General features: G+C 72.3%; 12 protein-coding genes. 8 read left to right on the top strand and 4 right to left on the bottom strand.

Annotation, left to right across the window (positions count from 1 at the left end):
- Positions 1 to 68: 68 nt before the first annotated feature.
- Positions 69 to 1,640 carry an NAD(P)/FAD-dependent oxidoreductase gene (locus ABZ953_RS10185; protein ID WP_361719739.1) on the top strand — a complete coding sequence of 524 codons (1,572 nt, stop codon included), beginning with the start codon at positions 69 to 71 and terminating at the stop codon, positions 1,638 to 1,640.
- On the opposite strand, the gene ABZ953_RS10190 is transcribed toward ABZ953_RS10185, so the two are convergent.
- Entirely contained in the window at positions 1,631 to 2,371 is a 741-nt protein-coding gene (locus ABZ953_RS10190; RefSeq protein WP_361719742.1) for a hypothetical protein, read from the bottom strand. The genes ABZ953_RS10185 and ABZ953_RS10190 overlap by 10 nt on opposite strands.
- Before the next feature lie 27 nt (positions 2,372 to 2,398).
- Positions 2,399 to 3,799, bottom strand: coding sequence for a hypothetical protein (locus ABZ953_RS10195; protein ID WP_361719745.1), 1,401 nt, complete (start codon positions 3,797 to 3,799; stop codon positions 2,399 to 2,401).
- A gap of 163 nt (positions 3,800 to 3,962) precedes the next feature.
- Between ABZ953_RS10195 and ABZ953_RS10200 the strand changes: the two genes are divergently transcribed.
- Together ABZ953_RS10200 and ABZ953_RS10205 are read left to right on the top strand one after the other, a co-directional pair.
- Positions 3,963 to 5,441 carry a hypothetical protein gene (locus tag ABZ953_RS10200; RefSeq protein WP_361719747.1) on the top strand — a complete coding sequence of 493 codons (1,479 nt, stop codon included), beginning with the start codon at positions 3,963 to 3,965 and terminating at the stop codon, positions 5,439 to 5,441.
- Between the two features lie 36 nt (positions 5,442 to 5,477).
- Entirely contained in the window at positions 5,478 to 6,932 is a 1,455-nt protein-coding gene (locus tag ABZ953_RS10205; protein ID WP_361719750.1) for a hypothetical protein, read from the top strand.
- Between the two features lie 21 nt (positions 6,933 to 6,953).
- Here ABZ953_RS10205 and ABZ953_RS10210 read toward each other — a convergent pair whose 3' ends face one another.
- On the bottom strand, positions 6,954 to 7,718 hold the full coding sequence (locus ABZ953_RS10210; RefSeq protein ID WP_361719753.1) for a 1-acyl-sn-glycerol-3-phosphate acyltransferase: 765 nt from the start codon (positions 7,716 to 7,718) through the stop codon (positions 6,954 to 6,956).
- A 109-nt stretch (positions 7,719 to 7,827) separates the two neighbouring features.
- On the opposite strand from ABZ953_RS10210, the gene ABZ953_RS10215 reads away from it, so the two are divergent.
- From ABZ953_RS10215 to ABZ953_RS10230, 4 genes are all read left to right on the top strand, one after another.
- The gene (locus tag ABZ953_RS10215; RefSeq protein WP_361719756.1) at positions 7,828 to 8,136 is read left to right on the top strand and encodes a phosphopantetheine-binding protein; all 309 of its coding nucleotides are present in this window, start codon (positions 7,828 to 7,830) and stop codon (positions 8,134 to 8,136) included.
- On the top strand, positions 8,133 to 9,338 hold the full coding sequence (locus ABZ953_RS10220; RefSeq protein ID WP_361719758.1) for a beta-ketoacyl-[acyl-carrier-protein] synthase family protein: 1,206 nt from the start codon (positions 8,133 to 8,135) through the stop codon (positions 9,336 to 9,338). Before ABZ953_RS10215 ends, ABZ953_RS10220 begins: the two co-directional genes overlap by 4 nt.
- 154 nt (positions 9,339 to 9,492) lie before the next feature.
- Positions 9,493 to 10,605: a nitronate monooxygenase family protein gene (locus ABZ953_RS10225; protein ID WP_361719761.1), complete on the top strand. Its 1,113-nt coding sequence runs from the start codon at positions 9,493 to 9,495 to the stop codon at positions 10,603 to 10,605.
- Positions 10,602 to 12,152, top strand: a complete 1,551-nt coding sequence (locus tag ABZ953_RS10230; RefSeq protein WP_361719764.1) for an acyl-CoA synthetase — start codon at positions 10,602 to 10,604, stop codon at positions 12,150 to 12,152. Before ABZ953_RS10225 ends, ABZ953_RS10230 begins: the two co-directional genes overlap by 4 nt.
- A 50-nt stretch (positions 12,153 to 12,202) precedes the next feature.
- Here ABZ953_RS10230 and ABZ953_RS10235 read toward each other — a convergent pair whose 3' ends face one another.
- Positions 12,203 to 14,650, bottom strand: coding sequence for a penicillin acylase family protein (locus ABZ953_RS10235; protein ID WP_361719767.1), 2,448 nt, complete (start codon positions 14,648 to 14,650; stop codon positions 12,203 to 12,205).
- A gap of 155 nt (positions 14,651 to 14,805) precedes the next feature.
- Here ABZ953_RS10235 and ABZ953_RS10240 point away from each other — a divergent pair, with 155 nt between their 5' ends.
- Positions 14,806 to 16,308 carry an acyl-CoA synthetase gene (locus ABZ953_RS10240; protein WP_361719770.1) on the top strand — a complete coding sequence of 501 codons (1,503 nt, stop codon included), beginning with the start codon at positions 14,806 to 14,808 and terminating at the stop codon, positions 16,306 to 16,308.
- Positions 16,309 to 16,322 lie beyond the last annotated feature (14 nt).

The following is a 16,322-nucleotide window of genomic DNA, read 5'->3' on the forward strand; positions in this document are numbered from 1 at the left end:
GGCGCGACCGCCACGCCTGACCCGGCACACAGCCCCCCAACTCCCGGCCCTCCGTGCTAGGAAGAGCCATGCCTGATCGTGATGCGTACGACGCCGTCATCGTCGGCGGCGGCCACAACGGCCTGGTCGCCGCCGCCTATCTCGCCCGCGCCGGGCGCTCCGTGCTGCTGCTGGAGCGGCTCGACGCGACCGGCGGCGCCGCCGTCTCCAGCAGGCCCTTCGACGGGGTCGACGCGCGCCTTTCCCGCTACTCGTACCTGGTCAGCCTCCTCCCCAAGAAGATCGTCCGGGACCTCGACCTGGCCTTCCGGGTGCGCACCCGCACCGTGTCCTCGTACACCCCGACCGAGCGGGGCGGCCGGCCCACCGGACTGCTCGTCGGCGGCGGCGAGGCCCGCACCCGGCAGGCGTTCGCGCGGCTCACCGGCGGGCACCGCGAGTACGAGGCGTGGCGCGACTTCTACGCCATGACGGGCGAGGTCGCCCGCCGCGTCTTCCCCACCCTCACCGAGCCCCTGCCCAGCCGCGCGGAGCTGCGCGCCCGCGTCGACGACGACACCGCCTGGCGCACCCTCTTCGAGGAGCCGATCGGCGCGGCGGTGGAGGAGCGCTTCGACGACGACCTGGTGCGCGGCGTCGTCCTCACCGATGCCCTCATCGGCACGTTCGCCGACGCCCACGACCCGTCCCTGCGCCAGAACCGCTGCTTCCTGTACCACGTCATCGGCGGCGGCACCGGTGACTGGAACGTGCCCGTCGGCGGCATGGGCGCCCTCACCGCCGCCATCGCCGACTCGGCGCGGATGTCGGGGGCGCAGTTGCGCACCGGGTGCGAAGTGACGCGGATCGCCACCGACGGCGAGCACGCCGAGGTCACGTACGTGACGGACGAGGGGGAACGGACCGCCGACGCCCGGCACGTGCTGGTCAACGCATCACCGCAGGCCCTCGCCGCGCTCCTCGGCGACGAGCCCCCGCAGCCCGCCGAAGGCGCCCAGCTCAAGGTCAACATGCTGCTCAAGCGGCTGCCGCGGCTGCGCGACGCGTCCGTCGACCCGCACGAGGCCTTCGCGGGGACCTTCCACATCGCCGAGGGATACGAGGCGCTCGCGGTCGCGTACTCGCAGGCCGCCGCCGGAGTGCTGCCCGCCGCGCCGCCCTCCGAGATCTACTGCCACTCGCTCACCGACTCGACGATCCTCGCGCCCGACCTCGTCGAGAGCGGCCATCAGACCCTCACCCTCTTCGGGCTGCACACGCCCGCCCGGCTGTTCGCCCGGGACAACGACTCCGCGCGCGCCGAACTCCTGAAGGCCACCCTCGCCCAGCTCGACGCGCACCTCGCGGAGCCGATCGCCGACTGTCTGGCCCTCGACGCCGAAGGCCGCCCCTGCATCGAGGCGAAGACCCCGCTCGACCTGGAGCGTGACCTGCGTCTGCCCGGCGGCAACATCTTCCACCGCGATCTCGCCTTCCCCCATGCCCGGGAGGGCACCGGACGCTGGGGTGTGGAGACCCGGCACGCCAACGTCCTGCTGTGCGGCGCGGGCGCGGTGCGCGGCGGTGGTGTCAGCGGCATCCCCGGCCACAACGCCGCGATGGCGGCGTTGGAGGCGGAGTCGAAGGCCGGTCAGAAGTAGCGCGTGAACGGGGTCGCGTCCACGGCGAACAAGCCGTTGAAGGGGCTGTCCAGCTGGTAGATGAGGAGGACGGTGAAGGCGATCAGGCCGGACAGGCCCATCACCATCACCACGTGGGTGAAGCTGCGCTGCACGCCGAACATGAACATGAAGGCGATGGTGAGGACGCCGCCGACGATCAGACCGAACCAGATCACCGGGGAAAGCTGTTCTCCGGAATCGGCCTCGCGTCCGCGGCGTGCCTCGTCCAGGATGCTCAGCTGCGCCAGCGTCTCCTGGCCCGTCGCCTGTTGGGCCGGTGTGGCATCGGCCGGAACCTGCCCCGCCGCGCGCACCTTGTCGAGCAGCTGCCAGCCCGTCGTGCCGAGCGGGGCGCGCTCGGCCATGGCGGGCCACTCCGTGTCGGTGACGTGCCGGATGTACGACTCGATGTCGCCGCGCATCCGGGCGGCCTGACCGGCGGGCAGACCCGCCGCGAGCAGATGGATCTGGTGCGCGGCACTGGCCTCGGTGGCGGCGTGGTCCTCGGCGCCGGAGTGGGCGTCCCACACCGACACCAGGGCGAGGCCCAGGACGAGGGCGTACAGGACGCTGACCATCATCGAGATGTACTCGGCGACGTCCTCGCGTGGTTCGTCGTCCGGTTTCGGCGGCCAGAACTTGTGTTTGAGGAGGACGGCCGCCGCGGCGAGCAGGGCGACGCCCAGGACGATGGCGAAACTCTCGATCATCGGCGGTCCCGATTCGTTGTGGCACGGTCAGAGTCTGCGGGAGCCGAACACGGCGGCCGCGATGGCTGCGGGGAGCAGGATGAGGAACAGCGCGGTCAGCATGCCGAGACCGGTGGGGGTGTGGTCCCTGCGGACGAAGCGGCTGGTCAGGGAGCGCCGTGGTTCGGTACGTCGTTCGTCACGCCGTTCTTCTCGTCGTTCGTTTCGTCGTTCGGTACGTGACTCGTTCGTCTTCGGCGGCTGCACCTGTTTGCGGGCCGCGCCCGGTGGCAGGCCCCCCGGCGGCACGGCGCCCGGCGGAACCGCCCCTGGTGGTACGGCCCCTGGTGGTACGGCCCCAGGTGGGGGTACGGCCCCAGGCGGTACGGCACCCAGCGCGGCCACCCCAGGCGGGACCACCACCCCCAGACCGCCACCTGGCGGCGGGGCGGGGCCCAGGGGGCCGGGCACCGGTGCCGCGATGCCCGGGGGAGGCGGTGGCAGGGGGAAGAGCGCGATGAGGGGAGGCCCGGGCGGGGGTGGCGCGACGCGCGGTCGCTCCGGGGGCGGCACGGCGGGCGGGCGCCGCGGTGCCACGGCCGCCCGCGGGGGAGGCCGCGGCACGCGCGCGACGGGCGGCGGCGCGCGGAGCGTGAACCGTGCCGAGGAACGTGCCGTCAACAGAGGGGGCGCCACGGGTCCGCCGCGGGCATCGAGCGTGCGGAGCAGGTCGCTGCCGTCGGCCTGCCCGCGGCTCTCGTACGTACCGGGAGCGCGCCGCACCACGGCGACACACGTGGCCCGCGCACCGGGGGCGAGGTGGGCGACGACCGGCTGCGCGGACCCCGCACAGCCGATCCGCTCCGCGCCCAGCGCCGGATCCGTGACACGTACGCCGTGGACGGGCTTATTGCCATGGTTGGCCACGTCGTAGCGGACCTCCGCCCGGTCAGGTCCCGTGACACGCGCCGTCTCCGCCAGGCCCAGGGCCGCGCCGACCCCGGCGTATCCGGAGCGCGCGGTCGCTTGCACCGTCGCGCGCAGGTAGGGCTGCTGTCCGACCGCGCGTACGTCACCGACCCAGGCTCCGGGGCGTGCGGGCGCGGTGGCCGTGCAGAGCGCCGAGCGCAGCCCCGTCAGCATCGGCACGCGGTCGAGACCGCCGGGGCAGCGGATCGCGGCGCCGGGCAGGGCGGGGTCCCGTACCCGCACGTCGTACAGGTCGGCGCCGCCGCGGTTGACCAGGCGGTACGACTTCACGACCGCGGCGCCCGTACGGATGCCGGGGGTGAGGGCGCCGAGGCCGGGGCGGGTGTTGACCGTGACTTCCAGGGCGAGTCCGTCGGCCGTGGGGCCGTCGGCGGCGGAGGGCCCGGCGGCCCACCAGCAGCCCCCGGTCAGGAGAAGGCCGACCAGCAGCCATCGCGTCCGCGCCGATCTCGCGCCCACTCTCCCGATGATCACACCGGAATGCTGGTACGGGGTGTCCCTGGCCGTCGACCCCGGCACGCGCGCACGCTCGGTGATTCACCTGAGCGGCGGCAGCGGCCCTGCCGACCGGCATGGGGAAAGGTCTACTGCTGGGAGTGACCTTCAGGGAAGAGGTGCGGGGATGACAGCCCGGGCAGCCGACGCCGCCGACGAGACGACGCCCGTACGGGAAGAGCAACCTGTACGTCAGGAGCAACCCGTACGTCAGGAGCACTCCGTACGGAAGCAACACGCCGTACCGCACGAACAGCTGGAACAGACCGATCCCGAGCTGTTGATCTCGGCCTCGATTCTGCTCGCGGACGCCGCGCTCGCCGCTCGCAGGACCGGCGCCGAGCTCAGCTTGGCGGGCGCGAGCTGGCGGGTCGGTCTGCAAGCGGTGCGGCGCCCCGCGTGGGCTCTCGGCACCGCGCTGTCCGCGGCCCGCGCGATGTCGAACCCCGCGGGGCTCGGGCTCGCCGCCAACGGCGGCCCGGTCGGCGAGACGGTGCGGTCCTTGGGAGTCGTGGCGCGCCGGCGACCCGCTTGCGTCGCCATGGCCGTGGACGCCTTCGCGATGCGCATCGAGGCCGCCGCCCGTGCACACCCGAGCCTCGCGGCGCCGCTCGCCAAGCGACTCACCAACGCCGTCGTCGCGGGCCGTAGGATCGAAGCGCTGCGTGCCGCAAGGGAGTTGGTGAAACTTCTCGGCGTCACCCGCACCCTGACCACCATCAGCCCCGTGGTCATGGAGCTGCTCGCGCTGACCGGGCTGCTCGACGAGAACCCGACCAACGACAGCTTCGCCTGGGTCACCCTGGCCGGTGGAGTACCTACCACAGAACCGCTGTTCGGCCTGCCCTCCGCCCTGATCAGGCAATTCAACCCGGGTCCCGGCCGGGCCGAGCGCTGCGACGCCGACGCGATGCTGGCCCGCGTCCTGGCCCGGTCCGGCAACGACATCGTCCGCTACATCGACGACATCGCCGCCCTCGGCAACCACGGACTCGCCCTGCTGCGGAGGATCGACTGCACGGACGGCGCCACGCGATACGTCCTGCTGCTTCCCGGGACCGGTTTCGGACGGCTGAACAACGGAACTCCGCAAGATCTCGTCGGGGCGTTCGACGCGCTGCTGCGCACCGACACCACGTACAGCCGCTCCGCGCGGCAGGTGCTGGTGCGCGCGGGCGTGCCCGAGGGCGCCGAGGTGATGCTCATCGGGCACAGCCTGGGCGGCATCACCGCCATGAACCTGGCCTGTGACCTCGACTTCGTGTCCACGTACCGGCTCACCCATGTGGTCGCCGTCGGTTCACCCATCGATGCCAAACGGCCCGTCGACCCCACCACGCAGGTGGTCAGCCTCGTCAACGAACACGACGTGATCCCCGGCCTCGACGGGCGCGGACCGGCCTCCGCGAACGACACACCGGCCAGCTGGATCGAGTGCACCTGGCTGGACGAGACGTACGACTATCCGCTCTCGCACGCCCCGCAGGCGTACGCCGACACCCTGCGCAGAGGCGAGGTGTCGTACCGCGACCGCGTCAACGAGCTCATCACCCGCTACGACGGCGAGATCGTCGGCAACCAGCCCTACCTGACGCGCGACAAGTGACGCCGCGGGCCAGCAGACCCCAGAGGGAGACCGGCGATGAACGCCAGTGACACCACGACCGCTTCCCGCCGCCCGCAGCAGGCATGGCCCCTGGAGAGCGCCCTGATCAGCGCCGCGCTTGCGGCCCAGCGCGTGTCCTGGATCGATGCCCCGGCACGCGCCCTCGGGCTCAAGCCGTTCACGCGGCAGCACCTGACCCGGCAGGTCCTGGCTCAGTTGCGGCGTACGACGGGCGGGCGGCCGACCCGGCTGCGCACCGCGTTCGGCACCTTCCTGATGCCGTTGCACGCTGACGACGCCACGGGTCTGATCGACCGGGCCGAAGAAGCCGGGGCCCGGGGCACCGTCACCGCGCTCACCGCTGAGGGGCGCCGCCTGCGGGTCACGCCGCATGCGGCGCTGCCCGTCGCGCTGGGCACGATGCGTGCTCAGGTCCGGGAGGCCGTCGCTCGGGAGGCCACCGAGATCCGCGCGGCCCGCCGCAGGGACGGCAGCGTCGCCCGGGACGACTGGTGCGCGCTCACGGCGCGCCTCGCGCGGGGGATCGTCCTCGGGGACGCCGCAGCCGACGACAGCCTGATCAGCGCCATCCTCGAAGCCGTGGCCCAGGCGGAGGACAGCACCGAGTACGCCGCCCGTGCGGCCGCGCTGCGGCGGCGTCTCGACGTGTACGTCCATGCGGTGCACCCCGGCGGACTCGCCGGGTCGGTCCGCGAGGATGTCGCCGAGGACACCAGGGACACCGTGGTCGAGCACGCGCTGGAGACTCTCACCCGGGCCCTCGCCGACACCGTGCCGCAGGCCCTCGCGCTGCTCACGGTGCAGCCGCTGATGCCCGCCACCGACCGCACGGAGCGGGCCGTGGGCGAGGCCCTGCGCCGCTATCCGCCGCTGGCCGCCAGCCTGCACGAGGTCCGTGCCCCCTTCACCTGGCGCGGCCTGGAGGTCGACGCAGGCGCCGAGATCCTCTGTGCGACCGCCTGGCTGCGCGATCTGGACGAGGCGCAGGGGCACGGCAGTCACGACCCGTCGGCCTCCCTGTGCGCGGCTCCGGGACCGTGCGCCGCCGCCGAACTCGCCGTCCTCACGGCCACCGAACTCGTCCGCGCCCTCACCCGGCACGCCGAACCAGTCGTCCTCTCTCCCCACCTCACCCCCGACGCGCCGCCGGCCGACCTGCCCGCCGCCTCCCTCCGCCTCGCCCTCGCGGACGGCGCACATGAGGCAGCCGACATGCCTGCCCGCCCTGTGGCCGACGGATACGTGGCCACCGCGGGCGGACAGAGCCCCGCCCACTACGCCGCGTCCGCCGAGGCAGGCGCCTGCAGTCTGGAGGAGCACGCCAGGAAACTCACCGACTGCGCACAGCAGTCCGGCTGGAACCACGACGCGTTCGGTGAACAGTGCCGGATGACGCTCCTCGCCCACGCCGAACGCTGCACCCGGTCGGCGGCCGACGCCCGCCGAGCCGCCGAATGGCTGGCGAACTGACGACTACCAGAACGACGTCGGCTACCAGAACGACGTCGGCCTGCGGCGCCGGTCCCGGTCGACCATCCCCTGGACCGTGAACCACACCTCGTCGCACAGCTGCCGCGCGGCTGCCGCACGGTCGGCGAAGGACGCGGCGCGGGCGGGCGCAGGGATCGGTTCGCCGATGCCGATCCGCCACTTGAAGGGCAGCGGCAGCGGCGTGGTCACCGGAAAGCTGGGCAGGCCGAACCGACGGGCCAACGTGCGGATCTCACCGAGCTTCGGCAATGTCTCCTCGGCGCCCACGATCGACACGGGCACCACCGGGACTCCGGTCCGCACCGCGGTCACCGCGAAGCCGGGGCTGAAGGGACGCAGCCGGTAGCGCTGCGAGAAGCGCTTGCCGACCCCGTCGAGGCCTTCGGGGAACACCGCGACGAGGTGCCCCGCCGTCAACCGGTCCCGGCCGAGCGTCGGATCGTCGGTGAAGACCGAGTACCGGCGGGCGTACGCGGCCACGGCCGGCAGCCGGAAGACCACGGGGGAGGCGTAGACGTGCACGGGTCTGCGCAGCTCCCGGTGGAGGAGCTTGTGCAGGACGAACGCGTCGAGGCCCCAGGCGCCCGAGTGGTTGGCGACGACGAGCGCGGGTCCCGAGCGCGGAATGTTCTCCAGGCCCGACACCTCGACGCGGAGGTAGTCGTCGGCGAGCCACCCCAGCACGCTGTCCAGCAGATCGATGCCGACGTCGGCCAGCAGGCCGGTCGAGGCTTCGGTTCGCGGTCCCGTATTCGTTTCGGTCACAAGGTCCCACTTTCAGTTGAAAATGGGCCACCGCAAGACTAAAGGTGCCATTGAGGTGGTCTCTCTTCCTAGCGCCCGAATTCCGGGTGCCGTTCAGGAAAGGCCCGCCATGAGTACCTCTGCGTCCCCCGCGACCGCGGATCTGATCACCGGTCTGCTCATCGACAGGTTCGGCGTCGACCCGGCCGCCGTGCGCCCCGACGCGCATATGACCGATCTGCTCGTCGACTCGCTGATGGTCGTGGAGATGGCCATCACGCTCAAGGACGAACTGCGTGTCGACGCCACCGAGGACGAGCTTCGGAAGCTCACCTTCGCCGAATTCTCCGCCCGCGTCGACGCACGCCGTGTCGACGCACGCCGTGTCGACGCACGCCGTGTCGACGAGCGACGCGTCGACGAGCGCCGCGCCGGATGACGCGGGACGCCACCGCCGCGGTGACCGGCCTGGGCCTGGTGACCGCGGCAGGGCACGACACGGACAGCACCTGGGCCGCGGTCCGATCCGGGCGTGCGACCGCCAGGCCCGACCCGGAACTGCGGGACCTGCCGGTCTCCCTGAGCTGCCGCGTCGACGACACGGACGGGCCGCACCCCCGACAGCCCGGCGCCGCACACCTCGATCCCGTGGCCCGTATGGGCCTGGCGGCCGTCACCCAGGCCCTGGACGCGGCCAAGCTCGACCCCACGGAGTGGGATCCGACCCGCGTCGCCGTCGTCACCGGCTGCTCCTTCGGCGGGATGCACACCCAGCGGACCGCCGCATCGCGCCTCACGTCGGACGGCCCGGAGCGCGTCTCCCCGTACTTCCTGACCGGTTACCTGCCCAACATGGTGTGCGGCGCCATCGCCCTGCACCTCGGCGTGACCGGGCCGACCCTGAACGTCGCGACCGCGTGCGCCTCCGGCGCCACCGCCCTGGGCACGGCCCGCGACCTGCTCGCCTCGGGCCAGTGCGACATCGCAGTGGTCGTCGGCGCCGACGCGGCCGTGACCCCCCTGATCGTGACCGGCTTCGCCCAGCTCCGCGCGCTGTCCGACCAGTGCTCGCGCCCGTTCGACCGGGCCCGCGACGGCTTCGTCATCGCCGAGGGCGCGGGCGTCCTGATCCTGGAGCGTCCCGAGCACGCGGCCGCCCGCTCCGCGCCCCGGCTCGCCCGGCTCATCGGCTACGGGGCGAGCAGCGACGCCCACCACCTCGTGGCCCCGCATCCCGAAGGGCGGCACGCCGAGCGGGCCCTGCGCGCCGCGCTCACCGAGGCGGGCGTCGTCCCCGGCGACGTCGGTCACGTCAACGCGCACGGCACGTCGACACCGCGCGGCGACGCGATGGAGGCGGCTCTCCTGGCCCGGGTCCTCCCGCACCGGCCGCCCGTCACCTCGGCCAAGGGCAGCCTGGGCCACACGCTCGGCGCGGCCGGCGTGGTCGAGGCCGCGCTGACGGTGCTCGCACTTCGCGAGGATGTCGTCCCGCCCACGGCCGGGCTGACCGATCCGGACCCGGCTCTCGACATCGACGTGGTCGCCGGTCGCGCCCGGTCCCTGTCCTCGGACATCGCCGTCAGCAACTCGTTCGGCTTCGGCGGGCACAACGCGGTCGTGGTGCTGGCCCGGGAGTGAGCGCCGGTCTTGAGTGCTGGTCTTGAGTGCTGGTCTCGGGTGCTGGTCTCGGGTGCCGGTGAAACCGAGTGGACCTGACACTGCATCAGGGCGAATCTGACACTGCATCAGGAAATCTCTTCCCTCATGCGGGCCCCTGCGGCATCCTGCGCCCATGCAGACGGAGTTGAGCAAGAGACTGGGGATCGAGCACGCCATCTTCGGCTTCACGCCCTTCCCCGCGGTGGCCGCGGCCATCAGCAGAGCAGGCGGGTTCGGGGTGCTCGGCGCGGTCCGCTACACGGCGCCCGACGAGCTCGCCAGGGACCTCGACTGGATCCAGGAGCACGTCGACGGCAAGCCCTACGGGCTCGATGTCGTCATGCCCGCAAAGAAGGTCGAGGGCGTGAGCGAGGCCGAGGTCGAGGCGATGATCCCGGAGGGGCACCGGCGGTTCGTCAGGGACACCCTCACCAAGCACGGCGTGCCCGAGCTCGCCGAGGGCGAGGCGTCGGGCTGGCGCATCACCGGCTGGATGGAGCAGGTCGCCCGCAACCAGCTCGACGTCGCCTTCGACTACCCGATCAAACTCCTCGCCAACGCGCTGGGTTCCCCACCGGCCGATGTCATCCGGCGCGCCCACGACCACGACGTCCTCGTCGCCGCCCTCGCGGGCAGCGCCCGGCACGCCCGCAAGCACGCGGACGCGGGCATCGACATCGTGGTCGCCCAGGGGTACGAGGCGGGCGGGCACACCGGCGAGATCGCCTCCATGGTGCTCACCCCTGAGGCCGTCGAGGCGGTGGCGCCGCTGCCGGTGCTCGCCGCCGGCGGCATCGGCAGCGGCCAGCAGATCGCGGCCGCGCTCGCGCTCGGCGCGCAGGGTGTCTGGCTCGGGTCGCTGTGGCTCACCACCACCGAGGCCGACCTGCACTCCGCTGCCCTCACCCGCAAACTGCTCGCCGCCGGTTCCGGCGACACCGTCCGCTCCCGCGCCCTGACCGGCAAACCCGCCCGCCAGCTGCGCACCGAGTGGACGGACGCCTGGGACGATCCGCAGGGCCCGGGGCCGCTGCCGATGCCCCTGCAGGGGCTGCTGGTCGCCGAGGCCGTCTCACGCATCCAGAAGTACGAGGTCCAGGAGCTGCTCGGCACCCCGGTCGGGCAGATCGTCGGCCGGATGAACAGCGAACGCAGCGTCCAGGCCGTCTTCGACGATCTGACGCGCGGTTTCGAGCGGGCCGTCGACCGTGTCATCCGTATCGCGGGAAGGGGAAGTCAGTCGTGAGCACACCCCCGAATGGATTCTGGGCCCAGGCATCGGCCGACCCGGGCCGCACCATCCTCGTCGCGCCGGGCGGCGAGGAGTGGACGGCGGGCCGGCTGCACGGCGCCGTCAACCGGCTGGTGCACGGGCTGCGCGCCGCGGGCCTTGAGCGCGGCGACGCGTTCGCCGTGGTGCTGCCCAACGGCGTCGAGTTCCTCACCGCGTATCTCGCCGCTTCCCAGGCCGGTTTCTACCTCGTCCCCGTCAACCACCACCTGGTCGGCCCCGAGATCGCCTGGATCGTCGCCGACTCCGGCGCCAAGGTGCTGATCGCCCACGAGAGGTTCGCGGACGCCGCGGTGGCGGCGGCCGACGAGGCGGACCTCCCGGCGAGCCACCGCTACGCCGTCGGGCACGTGCCCGGTTTCCGCGGCTACACCCAACTCCTGGACGGGCAGCCCGAGTCCGCGCCGCACGACCGCACGCTCGGCTGGGTCATGAACTACACCTCGGGCACGACGGGCCGCCCGCGCGGCATCCGCCGCCCGCTGTCGGGCAAGCTCCCCGAGGAGTCCTACCTCGGCGGCTTCCTCGGCATCTTCGGGATCAAGCCCTTCGACGACAACGTCCATCTCGTCTGCTCACCGCTCTACCACACGGCGGTCCTCCAGTTCGCGGGCGCCGCCCTGCACATCGGCCATCCGCTGGTTCTCATGGACAAGTGGACGCCCGAGGAGATGCTCCGCCTCATCGACGCGCACACGTGCACGCACACCCATATGGTGCCGACCCAGTTCCACCGCCTGCTCGCGCTGCCGGACGCCACGAGGGCCGCGTACGACGTCTCCTCGATGCGGCACGCCATCCACGGCGCCGCGCCCTGCCCCGACCACGTGAAGCGGGCCATGATCGAGTGGTGGGGCGAGTGCGTCGAGGAGTACTACGCGGCCAGCGAGGGCGGCGGCGCGTTCGCCACCGCGCAGGACTGGCTGAAGAAGCCGGGCACGGTCGGAAAGGCCTGGCCCATCAGCGAGTTGGCCGTCTTCGACGACGACGGGAACCGGCTGCCGCCCGGTGAGCTCGGCACCGTCTACATGAAGATGTCCACCGGCGGCTTCTCGTACCACAAGGACGAGTCGAAGACGAAGAAGAACCGCATCGGGGACTTCTTCACCGTCGGCGACCTCGGTCTCCTCGACGAGGACGGCTACCTCTTCCTGCGCGACCGCAAGATCGACATGATCATCTCGGGTGGGGTCAACATCTACCCCGCCGAGATAGAGTCCGCGCTGCTCACGCACCCCGCGGTAGCCGACGCCGCCGCCTTCGGGATTCCGCACGACGAGTGGGGCGAGGAGGTCAAGGCGGTCGTCGAGGTCGCCGAGGGCCGCAGCGCCGACGACGCGCTGGCAGTCGAGATCCTCGGCCACTGCGAGCAGCGGCTCGCTGGCTACAAGCGGCCCAAGAGCGTCGACTTCATCGAGACGATGCCGCGCGACCCCAACGGCAAGCTGTACAAGCGGCGGTTGCGAGAGCCGTACTGGGAGGGGCGGGAGCGGGTGCTGTGAGGATGGGGGCACGGGGGGGCTGCCCCCCCGTGCCCCTGCCGACACAGGCCCTAGCGGCGCTCGCGCACCCGCACCACCTCAAGTGCCGGGTCGCCGAGAATGTCCTTCTCGCAGAAGCGCGAGGTCACCCAGCGCTCCTTCGCGTACAGCTTCGTCTGGTCGCTGAAGTGCGGCGATTGGGGGTTGGAGGACTGGGAGTACGACAGGAGGGTCCGAGCCTCGGGGCAGCGTCCGGCCTTCCAGCCGACCGCCTGGATGTGACTGGACCCGTGCACGACCTCGGTGTAGCCCTTCTCGGCGTCCCAGTCGGCCTCGATCTTGTTCCAGACGCCGAGGGACTCCGTACCGCCGGGGACCGGGAGGCGCTCGCCGCCGCGCACCACGTACTGGTTCTGGCCCAGGGGCGCGTCCAGGGCGATGTCCGCCGCGGTCAGCGACGTCACCGCGTCGGCCAGCGCGGTCCTGAAGCCCGGCAGCGTCGTGTCGAGGGTGTTCGGGGTGCGCACCGGGTCGGCCGCCGAGAACGGCACCTTCCAGACCCGCGCGTTCGGCACGGCCGCCGTCAGCTTCCGCCAGAAGCGGTCGAAGAGCAGGGCGCCGCGGCTGTCGGTGCCCATGGTGTGGTCCCAGCGGGCCAGGACGTCGCAGGCCTTGCGTACGTCAACGGCCCTGCCGTCGGTGCCGGTTGCCGAGCCACCGGGCAGTGCGGCGCAGGCCTTCGCCGTGTCGGCGGCCGCCAGATCCGCCGCGGGAACACGGTTCGCGAACTGCTGGCGCCACAGGTCGCGGACCGTGAGCCCGCCCTTCTCCGCCATCGCCGAGACGTCCTCGACGGCGCCCCGGGTGCGCATCGAGCGCTGCGTGCCGATCGTGCCGAAGATCCGCTCGTAGCCGGTGATGGGCTTGTCGGCGTTGGTCAGCCAGGCGCTGTCGTTGGAGTTCTCCGCGTACGGGGCGTCCTTGAGGGTCGGCATCCTTGACGGGCCGAAGATGCCGGGCTGCACCGCGTCCTTGTCGGAGCCGAGCGCGCACGCGCCCCGCGAACCGTCGAGGACGGCGACGCCCGACGCCGGATAGGTGGCCTTGCCCAGCGGTGTGCTGCAGCGCTGCGCCAGGTCGTCGGTGATCCGGGGAAGCACCTGGGACTGGCTGAGCAGCGAGTGGCCGTGACGGTCGGCGGCGACGGTGTTCACCCAGGGCAGCCCCTGCGTCTCGCGCAGGGACTTGAGGATGCCGGCGGTGGAGCGGGCCTTGCCGAAGCCGAGGTCGGTGTCGCTGCCGCGCAGGTTCACGGCGTTGGGGTCGTTCAGTGCGTACGCCGTGGTCGGGGACCAGGGCAGCGGCAGCTGGGGGCCGAGCCCGGTGACGACGGGGCCGTAGCGGGTCCACCACTGCGTGCGGGTCACCGGGTCGCCGCCCTCGACCGGCACCGTGACCGTCCGCCTGATCATCTTCCGCCGCTTGCCGTCCACCAGATAGGTGGTCGGGTCGGCCGGGTCCAGGGTGAGCTGGTGCAGGTTCAGCGTGACGCCGGTGGCGACCGTGTGGCTCCACGCCACGTCACCGTTGAAGCCGATGTTGACCACGCTCGTGCCGAGCAGCGAGCCGCCGGAGACGTTGAGTTCGCCGGGGATGGTCTGCTGCGACTGCCAGAAGCGGCGTCCGCCGTGCCAGGGGTAGTGCGGGTTGCCGAGGAGCAGTCCCTTGCCGTTCGCGGTGGTCTTCCCGCTGAACGCGACGGCGTTGGAACCCATGTCGGCGTCCTGCGTGGAGAACAGCTCGCGGGCGGCCTTCGCCGTACGCCGGGGATCGGGTACGGGGTTCGTCGCGTCCTTCGCGTCCTTTGCGTCCTGCGCGTCCTTCGGTCCCGTCGCGCCCGGTGGCGTGGCCGCCGTGATGCCGTCGATGGCGCGCCCCTGCCCGCCGAGGACCTGTACGGCGAATCCCTGCCGTGCCACGTCGAGAGCGGTGATCGGGCGGACCCAGTCGGCCTTCGCGCAGGCCGGATCGGTGATGCGGTTCTGCTTCAGCCACGCGTTGAAACCAGCGGCGAAGCCCCGCATGAGCTCCTTGGACCGGCGGCCCGGTCCTGCGGGGGCGGGCCGGTCGAGGAGCTTCTCCACCGTCCCGGCCTCCCGCACCCCGCGGAAGTACAGGTCGCTGGCGAGGTTCGTGGAGGCGGACGACAGGGCGGAACCGGGGGAGGCGTCGGCGCCGAAGTGCCGGGAGCGCTCGCCGCGGACGGTCACATAGCCATCGGCGAGCGTGCAGACCTGATCGGCCGCCTGTGCCCAGCCGGTGCCGAAGCCGAGGTTCTCGTAGTCCTTGGCGAGGATGTGTGGAATGCCGTACTCGGTGTAGCGGATCGTGGCGTGCAGGCCGCCGCCGGACGGGTGGGCGCCTCGGGGCATGGCCCCCGCGCCGGACGCCGGCAGCAGGGCCACCGCTGTCAGCAGAGTGATCGCCACGGCCGCCGGGCGTCTTGTGCGGATGCGCATCGTGCCTCCCAACTGGGGTCAGGGAAGGAGCGGTTGAGCGTACCAAGCGGTTGGTCACCTGTGATCCCGCTCGGCGTGCCCTGTTGTGATCCCGCTCGGCGCGCTCCGTGTGCCGGACCTTGACCGGGGCGGCGCGCGGCGCACAGGATCACGCCATGACGGGTGTACGCGACAACACGGTCGACGGAGTCCTCCGGCGCAGCGCGCGCCGCACACCGCTGCGCACGGCGCTGCGCTACGGCGAACGGGCCTGGACGTACGGGGAACTCGACGACGCCGTCTCGGGCGCGGCCGGCGCGCTGCGCGGCCTCGGCCTGGCCCGCGGCGACCGGGTCGCCGCCTACGCCCACAACTCCGACGCCTACCTGCTCGGCTTCCTCGCCTGCGCGCGGGCCGGGCTTGTCCACGTGCCGGTCAACCAGAACCTGACCGGCGACGATCTCGCGTACATCGTCCGGCAGTCCGGCTGCTCGCTCGTGCTGGCCGATCCGGACCTCGCCGGGCGACTGCCCGCGGATGTGGCCGTCCTGGCGCTGCGGGACGCGGACGACTCGTTGCTCGCGCGGCTCGCCACGGCACCGGCGTACGACGGCGAGGGGCCCCGCGGCGACGACCTGGCGCAGCTGCTCTACACCTCCGGAACCACCGCACTGCCCAAGGGCGCGATGCTGTCGCACCGCGCCCTCGTCCACGAGTACGTCAGCGCGATCACGGCCCTTGACCTGCGGGAGACCGACCGGCCCGTGCACTCGCTGCCGCTCTACCACTCGGCACAGATGCACGTCTTCCTCATGCCCTACCTGGCGGTCGGGGCCGAGAACACCATCCTCGACGGGCCCGACGCCGAGCGGATCTTCGAGCTGGTCGAGGCGGGCCGGGCCGACAGCCTCTTCGCGCCGCCCACCGTGTGGATCGGCCTCTCGCACCACCCCGGGTTCGCCACCCGCGACCTCGGGGCGCTGCGCAAGGCCTACTACGGAGCGTCGGTCATGCCGGTGCCGGTCCTGGAGCGGCTGCGGGCCGGGCTGCCGGGGATCGCCTTCTACAACTGCTTCGGGCAGAGCGAGATCGGGCCGCTCGCCACGGTCCTCGGGCCCGACGAGCACGAGGGGCGGATGGATTCGTGCGGGCGGCCCGTCCTGTTCGTCGAGGCGCGCGTCGTCGACGAGGACGGGCGTGAGGTGCCGGACGGAACCCAGGGCGAAGTGGTGTACCGCTCACCGCAGTTGTGCGAGGGCTACTGGAAGAAGCCGGAGGAGACGGCCGAGGCGTTCCGCGACGGGTGGTTCCACTCAGGTGACCTCGCGGTGCGGGACGCCGAGGGGTACTTCACGGTCGTCGACCGGGTCAAGGACGTCATCAACTCCGGGGGAGTCCTCGTCGCGTCGCGGCAGGTCGAGGACGCGCTGTACGAGCACCCGGGCGTCGCGGAGGCGGCAGTGATCGGGCTGCCGGACGAGCGCTGGATCGAGGCGGTCACCGCCGTGGTCGTACGTGGCGACAAGGAGCTCACCGAGACCGGGCTCCTTGCCCACGCACGTGAGAGGCTCGCTCACTTCAAGGCGCCGAAACGGGTCCTGTTCGTGGACGAACTGCCGCGCAATGCCAGCGGCAAGATCCTCAAGAGGCAGCTGCGGCAGCGTTTCGGCGCGAGCTGACGGCTGACGTGGGC

This window comes from Streptomyces sp. NPDC046465, from assembly GCF_040646035.1.
In the GTDB taxonomy this organism is placed as follows: domain Bacteria; phylum Actinomycetota; class Actinomycetes; order Streptomycetales; family Streptomycetaceae; genus Streptomyces.

Excerpts from the sequence above, each read along its gene's own strand:
- ABZ953_RS10185 (WP_361719739.1), top strand. The coding sequence starts at position 69 with ATGCCTGATCGTGATGCGTACGACGCCGTCATCGTCGGCGGCGGCCAC.
- ABZ953_RS10190 (WP_361719742.1), bottom strand. The coding sequence starts at position 2,371 with ATGATCGAGAGTTTCGCCATCGTCCTGGGCGTCGCCCTGCTCGCCGCG.
- ABZ953_RS10200 (WP_361719747.1), top strand. The coding sequence starts at position 3,963 with ATGACAGCCCGGGCAGCCGACGCCGCCGACGAGACGACGCCCGTACGG.
- ABZ953_RS10205 (WP_361719750.1), top strand. The coding sequence starts at position 5,478 with ATGAACGCCAGTGACACCACGACCGCTTCCCGCCGCCCGCAGCAGGCA.
- ABZ953_RS10215 (WP_361719756.1), top strand. The coding sequence starts at position 7,828 with ATGAGTACCTCTGCGTCCCCCGCGACCGCGGATCTGATCACCGGTCTG.
- ABZ953_RS10220 (WP_361719758.1), top strand. The coding sequence starts at position 8,133 with ATGACGCGGGACGCCACCGCCGCGGTGACCGGCCTGGGCCTGGTGACC.
- ABZ953_RS10225 (WP_361719761.1), top strand. The coding sequence starts at position 9,493 with ATGCAGACGGAGTTGAGCAAGAGACTGGGGATCGAGCACGCCATCTTC.
- ABZ953_RS10235 (WP_361719767.1), bottom strand. The coding sequence starts at position 14,650 with ATGCGCATCCGCACAAGACGCCCGGCGGCCGTGGCGATCACTCTGCTG.
- ABZ953_RS10240 (WP_361719770.1), top strand. The coding sequence starts at position 14,806 with ATGACGGGTGTACGCGACAACACGGTCGACGGAGTCCTCCGGCGCAGC.